Here is a 16,707-nt window from a genome sequence, read left to right as displayed (position 1 = left end):
TCGTCCCGCTGCGAGCCGCCGGGCCAACGGCGGCTCTCCACACGGGAGATCGGGGGCGCACTCGTGCGCATAGGACTGCTTACGGAGGGTGGCTATCCGTATGTGAGCGGTGACGCCAGGCTCTGGTGCGACCGGCTCGTGCGCGGGCTCGAGCAGCACGAGTTCGACATCTACGCGCTCAGCCGCAGCGAGCGCCAGGAGGACGAGGGCTGGGTCCAGCTGCCACCGCAGGTCGACAGGGTCATCACGGCGCCGCTGTGGACCGCCGAGGACGACGGGGTCGTGTACGGCAGGCGTGCGCGCCGTCGGTTCGCCGAGTGCTACGGCGAGTTGGCGGCCGCACTGTGCGAAGGGGTCGTGGCGGAGGGCACCACGGAGTCGTCGGCCGCTGAGGCGGACCGTTTCGCCAGCGCCCTGTACGGCCTCGCCGAACTCGCCCGTGACGAGGGCGGGCTGGTGGGCGCGCTCCGCTCCGAGACCGCCGTACGCGCCCTGGAGCGCGCCTGTCGTGCGCCCGGCGCCCGGCAGGCGGCGCGCGAGGCGCGCGTACCCGATCTGCTCGCGGTGGCCGCGCACCTGGAGCGCGCGCTGCGCCCCCTCTCGCTCGACTGGTACGAGGATGACGGCCTCGGCGCGGTCGACCTGTGCCACGCGGCCTCCGGCGGCCCGGCCGCCCTGCCCGGGCTCCTCGCGCACCACTTCTGCGGCATCCCGCTGCTGGTGACCGAGTACGGCGTGCGGCTGCGCACGTACTACCTGGCCGACACCGAGTCCTCGCCCGCCGTACGAGCCCTGCTGGCCGCCTTCCACGGCCGGCTCGCCACCGAGACCTACCGGCGGGCCGCCGTCGTCACACCTGGCAACACCCACGCCCGCCGCTGGCAGGAGCGCTGCGGTGCCGACCGCGAGAAGCTGCGCACGGTCTACCCGGGCATGGACGCCACCCGCTTCTCCGAGGTGGGGGAGTCGGCGGCGTGCGTGGACCCGGACACGCTGGTCTGGGTCGGCCGCGTCGAACCTGCCAAGGACCTCATCTCCCTGCTCCACGCCTTCGCGGAGATCCGCAAGGAGGAGCCCAAGACCCGTCTGAGGATCATCGGCGCGCCCACCGGCCCCGAGGGCGCCGATTACCTCGGGCACTGCAGGGCGCTGGCCGCGCAGCTCTTCCCCGACGAGGCGGACGGGCTGCACGCCGTCGGCGACAACCCCGTCTCCTTCGAGGAGATCGGCGGCCCCGAGGTGCCGACCCTCGCCGACGCGTACGCCTCCGGCGCCGTCACCGTCCTGTCCAGTGTGGTCGAGGGCTTCCCGATCAGCCTGGTCGAGTCCATGTTCTGCGCCCGGGTCACCGTGTCCACCGATGTCGGCGCGGTCGTGGAGGTCATCGGGGGCACGGGGCTCGTCGTCCCGCCGCGCAACCCGAAGGCGCTCGCCGAGGCGTGCGTGACGTTGCTGCGCGACCCCGAGCGCCGGGAGCGCCTGGGCGCCGCCGCACGCGCCCGGGCGCTCGAACTGTTCACCGTGGAACAGAACATCACGGCATTTCACGGCATTTACCTGGAGATCGTCTCGCGCACCCCGGTCCGCAGGGTCGTCCTCGACGGCGCCGGCGAACCCCTGCCGTTCGCCGCCCCCGCCGAGGCCCATGTCCCCGGCCGCTGGACCGAGCACGCCACCCGCGTCGTCGCCCGCGGTGGGCCCGGCTGGGCCGCGGGGCCCCCGGTCCGCGCGACACCCCCCTTCGCTGCCACGGAAGGAGCGGCCGGATGAGCGACCTGGGACTCGACCGCCCCGGCACCCCGGCCGGCCCCGGTGCCTGGGACACGGACGCGGAGGAGTGGCCGGCGGGTGAGCCGGCCGTACGGGACGAACAGGACGCGGGCGGCGGCGCGCCGGACGGGACCGGAAACGGTGCGTCGCGCACCCTGCCGGCGCCCACCTCCGATGCCCCCGAGGGCTCCACCGGCCGCAAGTCCACCCCCACCCCCAGCTCGGTCCGCCGTACCGCAGCCGACCCGGTGAAGGCCCTGATGCACCGTCACCGCGAGCTGTGCGAACGGGCCGTCGACCCCCTGGAGATCGCGGCGGGCCTGGAAGCCCACGGCGTCACCGACCGCACCGCCGTCCGCTTCCGGCACCGGGACGTCTTCTCGCTCGCCGAGGAGATGTACGCCCGCGTCCCGAGGGACGGCGAGACACCCCCGCCTCCCACGGCCGAGAAGGCACCCGGGGCCCGTGCCGACTGGGCCCTGCTCACGCTCCTCCCCGGCGCGATGTGCGCGGCCACAGTGGCCGGCATCCGCCTCACCGACGGCCAGTCCCGGCTCGTCGCCGCACTGGTGGGCGCCCTGGCCGTCTCCTTCGCCGTACGCGCGGCCCTGTCCCGAGGGCCTCTCGCCACCCCCGACCGCGCCCCCACCCCCTCCACCTCCACCTGGGCCTACTGGCTCCTCGCCTATGCCGCACTCGGCGACGGCCTGCTCGCGGCGGCCGTGACCGGTGGCCCCGACGCGCTGCCCACCGGCGCCGCCGACGCCCCCTGGCCCGTGGCCACGGCACCCCTCCTCGCCCTTGCCCTGTCCTGCGCCCCGGCCGCCTGGGCCGCCCACCTCTTCGGGGCCCGCGCCCGCCGCAAACTGACGGTCAGTCGCGGCCTGGAGGACTTCGCGGCCTCCGTACGGCCCCTGCTGCTCGGCACGTTCGCCCTGTACCTGTGCGCCCTGACGGCCCTCGCGGCCCTGTCCGGCGCCGTCCTGGCCGAACCCGTCGCCTGTCCGCAGGTCATCACGCTGGGCGCCCTCCTCTTCCTCGCCCGCCTGCTCACCGTCCACCGCTTCACCCACGCCCCCGTGGTGGTCCTCACCGCCGCCGCGACGGCCCAGGGGACGGCCCTGGCCGCTTCCTTCGCCGCCCGCCTGCCGGGCTGCGCCTTCCTGGCCACGCCGGTGGAGGCCCTCGTGGACCTCTGGGGGCCGGGCGGCATCCAGACCCTGTCCTGCGGGACCGGCGCCCTGGCCCTGCTGATCCACGCGATCCGCAAGCTGACGCGGGCGTCGGCCCACTCCTGGGCGGAGAAGCCATGCTGACCCGGCCCCGCCGCACACACCCGCCGTAGGTGCGACCACCCAGCTGTGGGCGCACCGCCGACCAGCCGTGGACGCACCGCCGACACGCGGTCGGCGTACCACCGGCGCGCGTACCCCCGTGGCGTACCGCCGACCAGCCGTCGTCGCAGCACCCACCCGCCGCAGTCGAGTCCGCCCGCTCCGCCGAACCCCCACAGGCCGCCGCAGGCACCCCGGCCCAGCGCCGAAGGCACACGTACCGCCCCTCCCGAAGGAGAACCCGCATGACCACCTCCCGACCCGCCCCCAAGGCCCCGGGAGCAGCCCGATGAGAGTCCTGCTGATCGGAGCCAACGGCTACCTCGGCCGCTTCGTCGCCGACCGCCTGCTCGCCGACCCCGCCGTCCAGCTCACCGCCCTCGGCCGTGGTGACGACGCCGACGTCCGCTTCGACCTCGCGTCCGGCAGCCCCGGAGCCCTCACCCGGTTCCTCGACGCCGTCCACCCGGGCGTCGTCGTCAACTGCGCCGGTGCCACCCGCGGCGGTGCCCGTGATCTCACCCGCCACAACACGGTCGCGGTCGCCACCGTCTGCGAGGCGCTGCGGCGCAGCGGCTGCGGGGCCCGGCTGGTGCAGATCGGCTGCGGCGCGGAGTACGGCCCCAGCCAACCCGGTTCCTCCACGGCCGAGGACGCCGTCCCCCGCCCCGGCGGCCCGTACGGCGTCAGCAAACTCGCCGCCACCGAACTGGTGCTGGGCTCCGGCCTGGACGCGGTCGTCCTGCGTGTCTTCTCCCCGGCGGGCCCGGGCACTCCCGCGGGCTCCCCGCTGGGCCGGCTCGCCGAGGCCATGCGCAGGGCCATGCAGTCGGGCGACGGCGAACTGAAGCTCGGCGGTCTCGGCGCCCAGCGCGACTTCGTCGACGTCCGCGACGTGGCCCGCGCCGTCCACGCGGCCTCGCTCTCCGCCGCACAGGGCGTCATCAACATCGGCTCAGGCCGTGCCGTCCGTCTCCGCGACGCCGCCGCCGTACTGGCCCGGGTCGCCGGATACGGCGGCGCCCTCCACGAACTCGACGGCCCTCCCGGCCCGCTGCGGGCGTCCATCGGCCACCCCCGTCCCGAACCGGACCACGCGGCGCCGGTCGCGTACCCGTACCCCGACGGCTGCGGCAGCTGGCAGCAGGCCGATGTGCGCACCGCACGCGACCGGCTCGGCTGGCGCCCCCGGATCAACCTCGAAGAGTCCCTCGCCGACATCTGGATGGAGGCGGCATGCCGCATCTGACCAGTACGAAGACCAGCACGTCGAGCACCGAACTGCATACCGGCTTCGGTGTCCCCGGCTTCGCCCACCCCCTGGTCGCCCCCGCCGAATGGGCCGAACTCACCTGCCCGGGCACCCCCCTGCACTGGGCCGTCCTCAACGTCGCCGACGGCCCCGGAGCCCGGCCGGACCCGCACTGCCTCGCATCGTGCGGCCGGCTGCGCAACGCGGGCGTCCGCGTTCTCGGCCATCTCGACACCGCCTACGGGGCCCGTACCTTCGGCGAGCTGATCTCCGAAGCCCACCGCTACATCGACTGGTACCGGGTCGACGGCTTCCTCCTGGACCGCTGTCCGACCGGACGCGCCGCGCTGCCCGAGGTCCGCCGCGCCGTCACCGCGTTCCGCGCGATCCGTGACGATGCCCACATCGTCCTCGGCCACGGCACCCACCCCTACCCCGGGTACGCCGAGAACGCCGACCAGTTGATCACCTTCTCCGGCCCCTGGAGCGACTACCGCTGGTCGCAGGTGGCCGAGTGGACCGCCGACTACCCGCCCGAGACCTTCTGCCACCTCGTCCACGGCCTGCCCGGCCCGCACCTCGACGAGGCCCTGCGGATCGCCCGCTGGCAGGGCGCCTCCACGATCTGGTTCACCGACCGCACGGAGCGCGTCGGCCGCGTCGACCCCTGGGAGACCATGCCCGGCTACTGGGACGAAATCGTCTCGCGGATCGGAACGGGTGTCTCGGAATGAAGAAGCCCATGGCAGTGTTACGAGGAGAACAACTGTAGTGATTGACCGACCAACGGAGTCCCCGTGTCGCTGCCACCCCTGGTCGAGCCGGCCGCCGAGCTCACCGTAGACGAGGTCCGCAGGTACTCCCGCCACCTGATCATCCCCGACGTGGGGATGGACGGGCAGAAGCGGCTGAAGAACGCCAAGGTGCTGTGTGTGGGCGCCGGCGGCCTGGGCTCGCCGGCGCTGATGTACCTGGCCGCGGCGGGCGTCGGCACGCTCGGCATCGTGGAGTTCGACGAGGTCGACGAGTCGAACCTGCAGCGCCAGATCATCCACAGCCAGGCCGACATCGGCCGCTCCAAGGCCGAGTCCGCCCGTGACTCCGTCCTCGGCATCAACCCGTACGTGAACGTGATCCTTCACGAAGAGCGGCTCGAGGCCGAGAACGTGATGGACATCTTCAGCCAGTACGACCTGATCGTCGACGGCACCGACAACTTCGCGACCCGCTACCTGGTCAACGACGCGTGCGTGCTGCTCAACAAGCCGTACGTCTGGGGCTCGATCTACCGCTTCGACGGCCAGGCCTCCGTCTTCTGGTCCGAGCACGGTCCCTGCTACCGCTGCCTCTACCCGGAGCCCCCGCCCCCCGGCATGGTCCCCTCCTGCGCCGAGGGTGGCGTCCTGGGCGTGCTGTGCGCGTCCATCGGCTCCATCCAGGTCACCGAGGCCATCAAGGTCCTCACCGGCACCGGCGAGCCCCTCGTCGGCCGCCTGATGATCTACGACGCCCTGGAGATGCAGTACCGCCAGGTCAAGGTCCGCAAGGACCCGAACTGCGCGGTCTGCGGTGAGAACCCGACCGTCACCGAGCTCATCGACTACGAGGCCTTCTGCGGCGTCGTCTCCGAGGAGGCCCAGGAGGCGGCCGCCGGCTCGACGATCACTCCCAAGCAGCTCAAGGAGTGGATCGACGACGGCGAGAACATCGAGATCATCGACGTCCGAGAGATCAACGAGTACGAGATCGTCTCCATCCCGGGCGCCAAGCTGATCCCGAAGAACGAGTTCCTCATGGGCACCGCCCTGGAGGGCCTCCCGCAGGACAAGAAGATCGTCCTGCACTGCAAGACGGGTGTCCGCAGTGCGGAAGTCCTCGCGGTCCTGAAGTCCGCCGGCTTCTCCGACGCCGTGCACGTCGGCGGCGGTGTGGTCGGCTGGGTCAACCAGATCGAGCCGCACAAGCCGGTGTACTAGGCCAACGATTTCCTGGGAGGGGCTCGGCACCTGGTGTGCAGGGCCCCTTTCCGCTGTCAGGCACAGACCTTGCCGTCCTTCGGCACCGTGCCCTTCAGCAGATACGCGTTCACCGTGGAGTCCACGCAGTCGCTCCCGTTCCCGTACGCCGTATGTCCCTGGCCCTTCCAGGTGAGCTCCACACCGACCCCCTTGCCCAGTTCGTCCGCCATCCTGCGGGCACCCTCGTACGGCGTCGCCGGGTCGCCCGTGTTGCCGACCACCAGCACCGGTGCCGCACCGGATGCGCTCACCTCCGGTGTCTCGGACTGCCCGGACACCGGCCAGTCGTGGCACCAGCCGGCCGAGTCCCAGCCCAGGAAGGGGCCGAAGACGGGCGAGACCCTCTCGAACTCCGGCAGCAGCCTCTTCGCCTCCGCGAGTGTGGGCCGCTGCTTGTCGTCCAAGCACGATATGACCCGTTGCGAGTGCGGCAGCAGGCCGTAGTGGCCCGAGGCGTCACGCTCGTTGTAGTCGTCGGCGAGCGCCAGCAGTTCGGAGCCGTCCCCCTGCTCGGCGGTCTGGAGGGCGCTGGTCAGCGAGGGCCAGCTGTCCTTGCTGTACAGCGGCAGGACGATGCCCGTGAACGCGAGCACCTGGGTCAGTTTCCGCCCGGAGAACGTGTCCAGCGGGTCGGCGTCGATCCGGTCCAGCAGGTCCGCGATCCTGCGTGTGCCCTCTGCGGGGTCCTGGCCGGTGGACTTCAGGTAGTTGTCGAGCGCGCGCTGGAAGCCCCGGGCCTGGTTCTCGCGATGTCCCACCATGTCGGCGCTCGGGTCGACGACCGCGTCGAGCACCAGCCGCCCCACCTTCTCCGGGAACAGGTGGGCGTAGACGCCGCCGAGCTGGGTGCCGTACGAGATGCCGAAGTAGTGCATCTCGCTGTCGCCGAGGACCTGGCGCATCAGGTCCATGTCGCGGGCCGTGTCGGTGGTCGAGACGTGCGCCAGCAGCCGGCCCGCGTCCTTCTCGCAGCCCCGGGCGAAGTCGGCGGCGTCCCGGAGATACGCCCGCTCCTCGGCTGGGGTGTCCGGAGTGGCGTCCACGGCTTCGGCGGCCTGGATCTCCTTGTCACCCCGGCAGCGGACACCCTCGCTGGCACCGACCCCGCGCGGGTCCCAGCTCACCAGGTCGTAGTGCTCGCGCAGGAGGGAGGCGGTGGCGGCGTAGGCGGGCATCGTGCCCACCCCCGTCAGGCCGGGGCCGCCGAAGTTGAACAGGAGCGAGCCGATGCGGTCGTCACCGCGGGCCTTGGCGCGGATCAGCGCGAGGCCGATCGTCTCACCCTCCGGCTTCGACCAGTCCAGGGGTACCTTCAGCGTCGCGCACTGCCAGTCGCGGCCGGGCGGGGAGTTGCCCGCGGTGGCCTTGCAGCGTTCCCAGTCGAGTCTCTGCGAGGTCAGTGCGGCGGGCAGGGCCTTCGCGTCCCTGGTGGTGGATCCGGTGCTGCCGGACGGGTCGTCCCCCTCATTGCCGGACGAGCCGCCGCTGCATCCCGCCGCCAGCAGTGCGGTCGCGGCGGTCGCGGCCGCCCACCGTACGAAACGCCCCATCGCAATCCCCCTCCCAAGCCGTCCGCACCGAGCAGCGGATGGCGTTGCGGCCATGGTAGGCCGATCACGAGACACCCGTCGGGGCCTGTGGATAACCTTCTGACCAGCAGATTTCAAGGGTTCTCCGTAGGGTGGTGCTAGGAGCAGACGGTCCCCGCGGCCGGCGCCTTCCCGGTCAGGAGATAGCCGTTCACCGCGTCCTGCACGCACTTGTTCTTGCTGTCGTACGCCCCGTGGCCCTGTCCCTTGTAGGTGAGCTCGACCCCGACGCCCGCACCGAGCGCCTCGACCATCTTCCGTGCTCCCTCGTAGGGGGTGGCCGGGTCGCCGGTGTTGCCCACGACGAGGATCGGTGCCGAGCCGGGGGCGCTCACGTCGGGATGGTCGGCGGCGCCCGCCACGGCCCAGTCGGTGCAGTTCACCATCGACCAGGCCATGAAGTCGCCGAAGAGGGGAGACGCGGCACGGAACTCGGGCAGCTTCCGCTCGACGTCGGCGGCGGTGTACCGGGGCTTGTCGTCGGCGCAGTCGATGGAGATGTTGGCAGCGGTGAGGTTGTTGTACTCGCCGTTGTCGCTGCGCCCGTTCATCAGGTCGGACAGCAGCATCAGGACCCTGCCGTCGCCGTCGTACGCCTGCTCCAGGCCCGAGACGAGGTACTCCCAGAAGTCCTTCGAGTACAGCGCCTGCGCGATGCCGTTGGTCGCCGCGGTCTGCGTCAGCACGCGTTGGCCGATGCCGGGGATCGGCTTCTTGTCGAGGTCCGTGAGCAGTGTGGCGATACGGTCCTTGACGTCCTGCGCGGTGTCTCCGACGGGGCATTCCTCTGTCTTGGAGGTGCAGTCCTCGGCGAAGTTGTCCAGCGCGAGCTGGAAGCCCTCGGCCTGTCCGAGCGAACCCTGCTCGCTGTTCTGCGTCGGGTCCACGACCGCGTCGAAGACCGCGCGCCCCACGTTCTCCGGGAACAGGTGGGCGTAGACGCCGCCGAGTTCGGTGCCGTACGAGATGCCGAAGTAGTACAGCTTGTCGTCGCCGAGGACCTGGCGCATCAGGTCCATGTCGCGGGCCGCGTCGGTGGTGCGCACATGCGCCAGCATCTTCTTGGAGTTGTCCTCGCAGGCCGCGTTGAACTCCTTGGTGTTGGCCAGTAGGGCGGTGCGCTCGGCCGAGTCGTCCGGGGTCCCGTCCTGCTGGAAGTAGACGTCGAGCTGAAGGTCGTTCAGGCACTCCACCGGCGCGCTGCGGCCGACTCCGCGCGGGTCGAAGCTCACCAGGTCGTAGCGGGTGCGCAGTTTCGCGTAGTCCGCGGCGAAGGCGGGCAGCGTGGTGACGCCCGAGCCGCCGGGGCCGCCGAAGTTGAAGACGAGCGAGCCGATGCGCCGGCCCTCGGTGCCACTGGCCTTCGCCCGGATCAGCGCGAGGCCGATCGTGTCCCCCTTGGGCTTCGCCCAGTCCAGGGGGGCCTTGAGCGTGGCGCACTGCCACTCGTCGCCGCCCGGCAGTGGGGAAGGGGCGTCGCCGCCGCCCTCGGCCCGGGACGGGGCCGGGCAGTCCTTCCAGTTCAGCTTCTGGGCCGAGAGGTCCTCGTCCTGCGATTCGTCGCCGCAGCCCGCCAGCACGGAGGCCAGCAGGAGGGCGGTGACGGTCAGGGCCGCGACGCGCAGGCGAGGGGGGTTCGGCATGATCCCATCCTGTGGTCGCGCGCGTGGGTGCGCTCGGGGCGCGAGCCGTACGAGGTACGTGCCGTGGATCAGGCTGCGGGCGCTACAGCGCGCCCTTCCTGGACAGGTGGTTGAAGGCCAGCCAGCCCGGCAGCACGGGCAGCCACAGCGTCAGCAGACGGAACAGCAGGACGGCCGGGGCGGCGACCTCCTTGGGGAGCCCCACGGCGATCAGACCGACCGTCAAGGTGGCTTCCACGGCGCCCACGCCACCGGGCGTCGGGGCCGCCGAACCGAGCGCGTTGCCGGCGAGGAAGACGACGGCGACGCTGGCGATGCTGAGCGACGTGCCCTCCTGGCCGAAGGCGCGGATCGAGGCGTCCAGGCACATCACGAAGCAGGCCGTCAGCAACAGCATGCCGCCGATGCCGGTGACCAGCTTCTGCGGCCGCTGGAGCACGTCCAGCATGCGCGGGACGACACCCGCGAACAGCGACCTCACGCGCGTGACGACGAATTTCCTGAGGAACGGCACCGAGGTGACCACGAGCACGAACACCGCGACCGTCAGCAGACCCGCGATGACCGTGCGGGACGGCGACAGCGAGGGCGTCTTCTCGGTGCCGGTCAGATAGCCGAAGGACAGCAGCATCAGGATGTGGCAGCCGAGCCCGAACAACTGCGAGGCGCCGACACTCGCCACCGCGAGCCCCGGTCGCACCCCCTGGCGTTGCAGGAAGCGCGTGTTGAGAGCCACCCCGCCCACCGCGGCCGGCGCGACGATCTTCACGAACGACCCGGCGACCTGGGCCGCCACCGTCCGCAGGAACCCCACCCGTTCGGGCACGAAGCCCAGCAGCGCCATGGCCGCCGCGAAATAGCTGCACGCCGAGAACAGCACGGCCGCCGCGACCCAGCCCCACTCGGCGTTCTCGATGAGCGGTCCGAACTCGATGTGGGTGAGCTGTGTCAGCAGGAAGTACGCGCCGATGGCACCGGCGATGAAGCTGATCAGCGTGCGCGGCTTCACCCGTTCCAGACGGGCCGGCTCGACCGGTGCCTGTGGCCTGATCAGCAGCACCTGGTGGCGGATCTGCGTCAGCAGGTCCTCCTCGCGCGCCTCCTCCAGGGCCTCGTCGATGGCCCGCTTCTCGGCCCGCGCCTCCGCGCGCACGGCCTTCTTGTCGGGCTTTTCCAGTACCGGCCTCGCGTCCTCCGGCACCTCCTCCAGACGGGCCTGCCTGGCCTGCTGGGAGGCCTCCAGGACCGCCTCGCGCTCGCGCTGGGCCCGCTCCCGGGCGAGTCTGCGCAGCGTCGCGCGCGTGGAACGCGTCAGCGCGATGGGCTGGAGCATCGGCAGACAGTCCGCCACGGCGTCCGGGCCGAGGACGCTGACCGCCGAGGCCACCGCGCGCTCCGCGCCCGTCAGCAGCCCCAGGGTGGTCACCAGCTGGGCGACGTCCATGCGCAGCAGCAGGGTGCTGGCCGCGATCTCACCGCCGCGCAGGTCGGTGAGGACCACCGCGCCGGAACGATCCACCAAGATCGCGTCACCCGCGAGCCTGCGGTGCGCGATGCGCCGCGACTGGAGCGCCTGCACCTGACGCCAGGTGTTGCGCAGCAGGTCGTCGGTGATCTCGTCCTCGGTCAGGGATTCGAGCGTGCGCCCGCCGGTGTGCTCGTAGACGAGCATCACGGCGTCGGGGCCGAGTTCGGAGGTGGCGATCAGCTTGGGCGCGTTGGCGCCGGCCGCGATGGCCGCGTAGGCGAGCAGAGCCTCCTGCTCCAGGGCCTGCCGCAGCGACTGGAGACTGCTGCGGGTCGCGAAGCCGCGCAAGGTGAGGTTGCGCCACACCCGGTAGAAGAAGCCCTGAGCCTGCTGTTCCCGGTCGACGACCGTCACGTCCAGCGGCGGGCCGTCTTCCAGGGTGACGTAGTAACGCCGGCCGCGGTCGCCGTTCTCCGCGGACTCCAGGGACTCCTCGCGAGCCGCGCCGACCGGGTGGAAGCCGACGGTCCTGAGTCCCGCCATCAGCGTCTGCCCGGTGGGGCGGACATTGGGCGAGCCGACCGCGTACAGCGTGCCGTAGGCCACCGTCCAGCCGATCAGCACCGTCAGGATGATCGAGAACGGGGTGGTGTAGCCGGTGACGAGCATCGAGAACGCGTCGAGCATCAGCACGATCCACAGCACCGCCCGCCAGCGCGGCCTGCGGGACATGCCGACGGCCGTCATATAGGCGATGACGGGCGCCAGATAGCCGTGCACGGGGTCGGTGAGGGCGTGGATGTCGCCGGGGGAGGGCTGGGTGAGCGCCTCCTGGATCGAGTCCGGGGCGGCCTTGGCGACCCACAGGTCGGTGGCGAGGGTCACACCGTGGGCGAGGACCGCGGCGAGCACACCGTCGGCGATCCGCAGCCCGTCGCGCTTGATCAGGCGTTCGATCGCGAAGGCGACCGGGACCAGGAGGATCGCGATGCTGGAGGCGAGACCGGCGATCTTGATGAGCAGGTCGGGCGCCTGCCCGGTGCCCTTGTTGATGTCCTGTTCGAGCCCGGAGGTGGTGCCGTGCGCGAACGCGGCGATGGCGAGCAGGATGACGACGGCCAGCACACCGACCAGCAGCCGCATCAGGTCGGAGGGCCGGTGCACGCGCGCGGGGAGCAGCGGCTCGTCGCCCTCGACCTCGTCGACGGGCACTTCCTCGGCGCAGTCGTCGGTGTCCTTGCCGGCCGCGTCGGCGGTGCCGGGGCGCGAGGAAGCGTCAGAGGTGCTCTCGGCGTCCTCCGGGTGCACACCCTGTGGCTTCATCGTCTCTTCTTGATCTCGTATCACCAGTCACCGCCCGCACGATGGTGGCATGCCCCACCGACACACGGGGGTGTCAGGGTGCACAAGCGGGGGCGCACAGTCTGCCTGAAGCGCCGTTCCCGGGCGAGGGATACGCACGGTCGCGGGCCCGTCACATTGTCGGTGGGGTGGGGCAGGATGGGGCGGATGAGCGAGCAGAGCCTTCCTCAGGACCCCCACCCGGAGTACGCGGACGCACTGCCGGAGTACGCCGAGCGGGTCCTCGACGTGGCCGAACGCATCCCGCCCGGGCGCGTCATGACGTACGGCGACGTCGCCGAGTGGCTCGAGGAGGGCGGGCCCCGCCAGGTCGGCCGGGTCATGGCCCTGTACGGCGGCGCCGTACCGTGGTGGCGTGTCGTTCGCGCGGACGGCGCCCTGCTCCCGGGGCACGAACTGCGGGCGCTCGACCACTACCGCACCGAGGGCACACCCCTGAAGGAGGCGAGCAGGGCCGCCGAGGGCCATCTGCCGCGCCTGGACATGCGGCGGGCGCGCTGGGACGGCGGCGAGCGGGCGGAGGGTCACACCTGACAGCTTCCGCCATCGCGCGGCCCCAGGGGCACCCTGAGGCCCGGACGGGGGAAACGGGGCACGTCCGTGGCATGCCGTACGTTCGTGGGGCGAGGGACGTACGGGTCGCGAGCGTCGTGTGGGCCGCGCGGGAAGAAGAGGAAGCCCTGCTTCCGCACTCTGCGTCGGCGTAGCGTCGGCTGCACGCGTCCCCCTCATCCCCCGCCCACCGCCCTCCACGCGCGGGGGGCCGCCCAACAGCACACCCACCAGGACCGGCGAACCACGTGAGCTCCTCTTCCTCCACCAGGCGTCTGTCGCACTCCCAGGTGCGACAGGGGGCCCGTGGCGCTTATCGACTGGTGCGTACCCAGCCGGCCCGCGTGGATCCCCCTCGTCTGGACGCCGCACAGCGCGCGGTGGTTGAGCACCGGACCGGCCCTTTGCTCGTTCTTGCAGGTCCGGGCACCGGGAAGACCACCACGCTCGTCGAGTCGGTGGCGTCACGAATCGCCCGCGGAGGGGACCCCGCGCGCGTGCTCGTGCTGACGTTCAGCCGCAAGGCGGCCGTCGAACTGCGTGATCGCATGGCCCTGCGCATCGGGGCCGCCCGAGCGCCCCAGGCGACCACCTTCCACTCGTTCTGCTACGCCCTGGTCCGCGCCCACCAGGACAGCGACCTGTTCGTGGAACCGCTGCGGCTGCTGTCGGGACCCGAGCAGGACGTCACCGTGCGCGAACTGCTGGCCGGCCAGCCCGACCTGGAGCGGCTCGGCCTCGCCCATGTGCGCTGGCCGGACGAACTGCGCGCCTGCCTGACCACCCGAGGCTTCGCCGACGAGGTCCGCGCGGTCCTCGCCCGCAGCCGCGAACTGGGCCTCGGACCCGGCGCCCTGGACGCCTTCGCCCGCCGCATCGGCCGCCCCGACTGGCGGGCCGCGGCCGCCTTCCTCGCCGAGTACCTCGACGTCCTCGACCTCCAGGGCGTCCTCGACTACGCCGAACTGGTCCACCGCGCGGTGCTCCTCGCCCGCCGCCCCGAGGCCGCCGCACAACTCGCCGCCCAGTACGACGCCGTGTTCGTCGACGAGTACCAGGACACCGACCCGGCCCAGGTGCGGCTGCTGCAGGCCCTCGCGGGCGGCGGCCGCACCCTCGTCGCCTTCGGCGACCCCGACCAGTCGATCTACGCCTTCCGCGGCGCGGACGTGAACGGCATCCTCGACTTCCCGGACGCCTTCCCGCGCGCGGACGGCCGGACCGCCCCCGTCGAGGTCCTGCGCACCTCCCGCCGCTCCGGAGCCTCCTTGCTGGCCGCGACCCGGCTGGTGACCCAGCGCATGCCGCTGACCCGGCTGCCGTCCGAGAAGGTCCGCGCCCACCGTGAACTCGCCCCGGCCCGGGACGGGGGGCACGTCGAGGTGTACACGTACCCGACGTCCGGCACCGAACTGGACAACATCGCGGACATCCTGCGCCGGGCACACCTGGAGGACGGCGTGCCCTGGGGCGAGATGGCGGTCCTGGTGCGCGCGGGCTCGCTCACGATCCCGACGGTCCGACGCGCTCTCACGGCGGCCGGAGTGCCCCTCGACATCGACGGCGACGATCTGCCGCTGCGGCACGAACCGGCGGTCGCGCCGCTGTTGACCGCGCTCCGGGCGGTGGCCGCGGCGGAGGCGGCGGGGGATGTCGTACGGACTGAGGACGGCGCTGCCGCCGATGACGAGCCGCAGCCGGTGTCCGACGAGCCGCAACAGGTCTCCGACGGCCCGCCGCAGGAGGTCTCCGAAGAGCCGCAGTCGGCCACCTCCTGGCTCGACACCGAGACCGCCCTCACCCTCCTCGCCTCGCCCCTCGCCGCTATGGACGCCGCCGACCTGCGGCGTCTCGGACGTGCCCTGCGGGACGAAGAACGGGCCGCAGGCAACGCCCTCCCGCCGCCCTCGGACGAGCTGCTCGCGCGGGCCCTGGCCGAGCCCGAGCGGCTGGCTGTGCACGACCCCGCGTACGCGCGCGGGGCCCAGCGGCTCGGTGCGCTGCTCAAGAAGGCGCGTGAGCGTCTGGCAGGCGGCGGCAGCGCCGAGGAGGCGCTGTGGGACCTGTGGGAGGACACCCCGTGGCCCGGGCGCCTGGAGCGGGCCGCCCGGCGCGGCGGTGCGGCGGGACGCAACGCGGACCGTGATCTCGACGCCGTGTGCGCGCTGTTCGCGACCGCCGCGCGCGCCGAGGAGCGCACCGGAGGCCGCGGCGCCCTGAACTTCCTGGAGGAGATCGATGCCGAGGACATCGCCGCCGACACCCTCACCCGGCGTGCCGTACGCCCCGACGCCGTCCGTCTGATGACCGCGCACCGCTCCAAGGGGCTGGAGTGGCGCCTGGTCGTCGTAGCGGGCGTCCAGGAGGGCCTGTGGCCCGATCTGCGCCGCCGCGGCTCCCTCCTGGAGGCCGACCGCATCGGCCGCGACGGTCTCGCCGAACCGCTCACCCCGGGCGCCCTGCTCGCCGAGGAGCGCCGCCTGTTCTACGTCGCCGCCACACGCGCGCGTGAGCGCCTGGTCGTCACCGCGGTGAAGGCGCCGGCCGACGACGGCGATCAGCCCTCCCGCTTCCTGACCGAACTCGGCGTAGAACCCAAGGACGTGACGGGCCGCCCGCGCCGCCCCCTGTCCGTCGCCGCCCTGGTCGCCGAACTCCGCGCCACCACGGTCGACCCGCGCGTCTCCGACACCCTCAGGGAGGCCGCCGCCCGCCGCCTTGCCAGGCTCGCCGCCCTCGCCGACGAGGACGGCCGCCCGCTCGTCCCGTCGGCCCATCCCTACCGCTGGTGGGGCATGTTCGAGCCGACCGAGTCCAAGGTGCCGCTGCGCAACCGCGACCAGCCCGTCGTGCTCTCCGGAAGCGCCCTCGACCAGCTCGCCAACACCTGCGCCCTGCAGTGGTTCCTGGGCCGCGAGGTGAAGGCCGACGCGCCCGCGACGGCCGCCCAGGGCTTCGGCAACGTCGTGCACGTCCTCGCCGACGAGGTCGCCTCCGGACACACCCCGGCCGACCTCGCCGTCCTCATGGAGCGTCTCGACTCCGTGTGGAACGCGCTCGCCTTCGACGCGCCCTGGAAGTCGGCGCAGGAGAAGGAGAACGCGCGCGTGGCGCTCGAACGCTTCCTGAAGTGGCACGTCATGGACCGCACCGGCCGCACCCCGGTGGCCAGCGAGCACGACTTCGACGTCACCCTGGAGGCCGGCGAGGTCGAGGTGCGCATCCGCGGCCAGATGGACCGCGTGGAGGCCGACGGCGAGGGCCGCGCGTACGTCGTCGACTTCAAGACCGGTAAGCAGCCGGTGAGTTCCGCCGAGGTGGAACACCACCCCCAGCTCGCCGTCTACCAGCTCGCCGTCCGCGAGGGCGCCGTGGACGAGGCCTTCGACGGCGTACGGCCCGAGCCGGGCGGCGCCGAACTCGTCCAGCTGCGTCAGGGTGCCCCCAAGCGGGACGGCGGCGAGACCCTGCCCAAGGTGCAGGCCCAGGAGCCGCTGGAGGGGGAGTGGGTCGGCGACCTGCTCGCCACCGCGGCCGGCAAGGTCCTCGACGAACGGTTCACACCGAACGCCGGGCAGCACTGCTCCCACTGCGCTTTCCGGGCTTCGTGCAGCGCCCAGCCGGAAGGCCGGCACGTGGTGGAGTGAGCGGGGCACACCGGTGTGATCGGTCGCACCCCACGTGCTGACCAGCGCTTCTTCCGGCCCGAGAGGCGACCC

10 protein-coding genes are annotated in these 16,707 nt (G+C 72.4%); 7 read left to right on the top strand and 3 right to left on the bottom strand.

Annotated elements, in window-relative coordinates; genetic code table 11:
- Positions 1 to 63 precede the first annotated feature (63 nt).
- The 5 genes from AB0D34_RS32435 (at position 64) to moeZ (ending at position 6,332) form a co-directional block, all read left to right on the top strand.
- Complete coding sequence (locus tag AB0D34_RS32435; protein WP_362668022.1) at positions 64 to 1,770, top strand: DUF3492 domain-containing protein; 1,707 nt, start codon at positions 64 to 66, stop codon at positions 1,768 to 1,770.
- A complete protein-coding gene (locus AB0D34_RS32430; protein WP_362668020.1) occupies positions 1,767 to 3,086 on the top strand; it encodes a hypothetical protein in 1,320 nt (439 codons plus the stop codon). Before AB0D34_RS32435 ends, AB0D34_RS32430 begins: the two co-directional genes overlap by 4 nt.
- Before the next feature lie 307 nt (positions 3,087 to 3,393).
- Positions 3,394 to 4,353, top strand: a complete 960-nt coding sequence (locus AB0D34_RS32425; protein WP_362668017.1) for an NAD-dependent epimerase/dehydratase family protein — start codon at positions 3,394 to 3,396, stop codon at positions 4,351 to 4,353.
- Positions 4,341 to 5,090 (top strand): spherulation-specific family 4 protein, encoded by a 750-nt coding sequence (locus tag AB0D34_RS32420; RefSeq protein WP_362668015.1) that lies wholly within the window; start codon positions 4,341 to 4,343, stop codon positions 5,088 to 5,090. Before AB0D34_RS32425 ends, AB0D34_RS32420 begins: the two co-directional genes overlap by 13 nt.
- Positions 5,091 to 5,153: 63 nt before the next feature.
- Positions 5,154 to 6,332: an adenylyltransferase/sulfurtransferase MoeZ gene (gene moeZ, locus AB0D34_RS32415; RefSeq protein ID WP_362668013.1), complete on the top strand. Its 1,179-nt coding sequence runs from the start codon at positions 5,154 to 5,156 to the stop codon at positions 6,330 to 6,332.
- A 56-nt stretch (positions 6,333 to 6,388) separates the two neighbouring features.
- On the opposite strand, the gene AB0D34_RS32410 is transcribed toward moeZ, so the two are convergent.
- From AB0D34_RS32410 to AB0D34_RS32400, 3 genes are all read right to left on the bottom strand, one after another.
- The gene (locus AB0D34_RS32410; protein WP_362668011.1) at positions 6,389 to 7,924 is read right to left on the bottom strand and encodes an alpha/beta hydrolase; all 1,536 of its coding nucleotides are present in this window, start codon (positions 7,922 to 7,924) and stop codon (positions 6,389 to 6,391) included.
- 137 nt (positions 7,925 to 8,061) lie between these two features.
- Entirely contained in the window at positions 8,062 to 9,606 is a 1,545-nt protein-coding gene (locus AB0D34_RS32405) for an alpha/beta hydrolase (RefSeq protein WP_362668009.1), read from the bottom strand.
- Positions 9,607 to 9,688: 82 nt separating this feature from the next.
- Entirely contained in the window at positions 9,689 to 12,397 is a 2,709-nt protein-coding gene (locus AB0D34_RS32400) for a lysylphosphatidylglycerol synthase domain-containing protein (protein ID WP_362668007.1), read from the bottom strand.
- A gap of 186 nt (positions 12,398 to 12,583) precedes the next feature.
- Here AB0D34_RS32400 and AB0D34_RS32395 point away from each other — a divergent pair, with 186 nt between their 5' ends.
- Both AB0D34_RS32395 and AB0D34_RS32390 read left to right on the top strand, forming a co-directional pair.
- Positions 12,584 to 12,970, top strand: a complete 387-nt coding sequence (locus tag AB0D34_RS32395; protein ID WP_362668004.1) for an MGMT family protein — start codon at positions 12,584 to 12,586, stop codon at positions 12,968 to 12,970.
- Between the two features lie 266 nt (positions 12,971 to 13,236).
- On the top strand, positions 13,237 to 16,635 hold the full coding sequence (locus tag AB0D34_RS32390) for an ATP-dependent DNA helicase (RefSeq protein WP_362668001.1): 3,399 nt from the start codon (positions 13,237 to 13,239) through the stop codon (positions 16,633 to 16,635).
- The last annotated feature ends 72 nt before the right edge of the window (positions 16,636 to 16,707 follow it).

The sequence above is a fragment of the Streptomyces sp. NPDC048420 genome, from assembly GCF_040651535.1.
In the GTDB taxonomy this organism is placed as follows: Bacteria; Actinomycetota; Actinomycetes; order Streptomycetales; family Streptomycetaceae; genus Streptomyces.
This window is presented reverse-complemented; position numbering and strand designations above follow the sequence as displayed.

Excerpts from the sequence above, each read along its gene's own strand:
- AB0D34_RS32410 (WP_362668011.1), bottom strand. The coding sequence starts at position 7,924 with ATGGGGCGTTTCGTACGGTGGGCGGCCGCGACCGCCGCGACCGCACTG.
- AB0D34_RS32395 (WP_362668004.1), top strand. The coding sequence starts at position 12,584 with ATGAGCGAGCAGAGCCTTCCTCAGGACCCCCACCCGGAGTACGCGGAC.
- AB0D34_RS32430 (WP_362668020.1), top strand. The coding sequence starts at position 1,767 with ATGAGCGACCTGGGACTCGACCGCCCCGGCACCCCGGCCGGCCCCGGT.
- AB0D34_RS32420 (WP_362668015.1), top strand. The coding sequence starts at position 4,341 with ATGCCGCATCTGACCAGTACGAAGACCAGCACGTCGAGCACCGAACTG.
- AB0D34_RS32400 (WP_362668007.1), bottom strand. The coding sequence starts at position 12,397 with ATGAAGCCACAGGGTGTGCACCCGGAGGACGCCGAGAGCACCTCTGAC.
- AB0D34_RS32405 (WP_362668009.1), bottom strand. The coding sequence starts at position 9,606 with ATGCCGAACCCCCCTCGCCTGCGCGTCGCGGCCCTGACCGTCACCGCC.
- AB0D34_RS32425 (WP_362668017.1), top strand. The coding sequence starts at position 3,394 with ATGAGAGTCCTGCTGATCGGAGCCAACGGCTACCTCGGCCGCTTCGTC.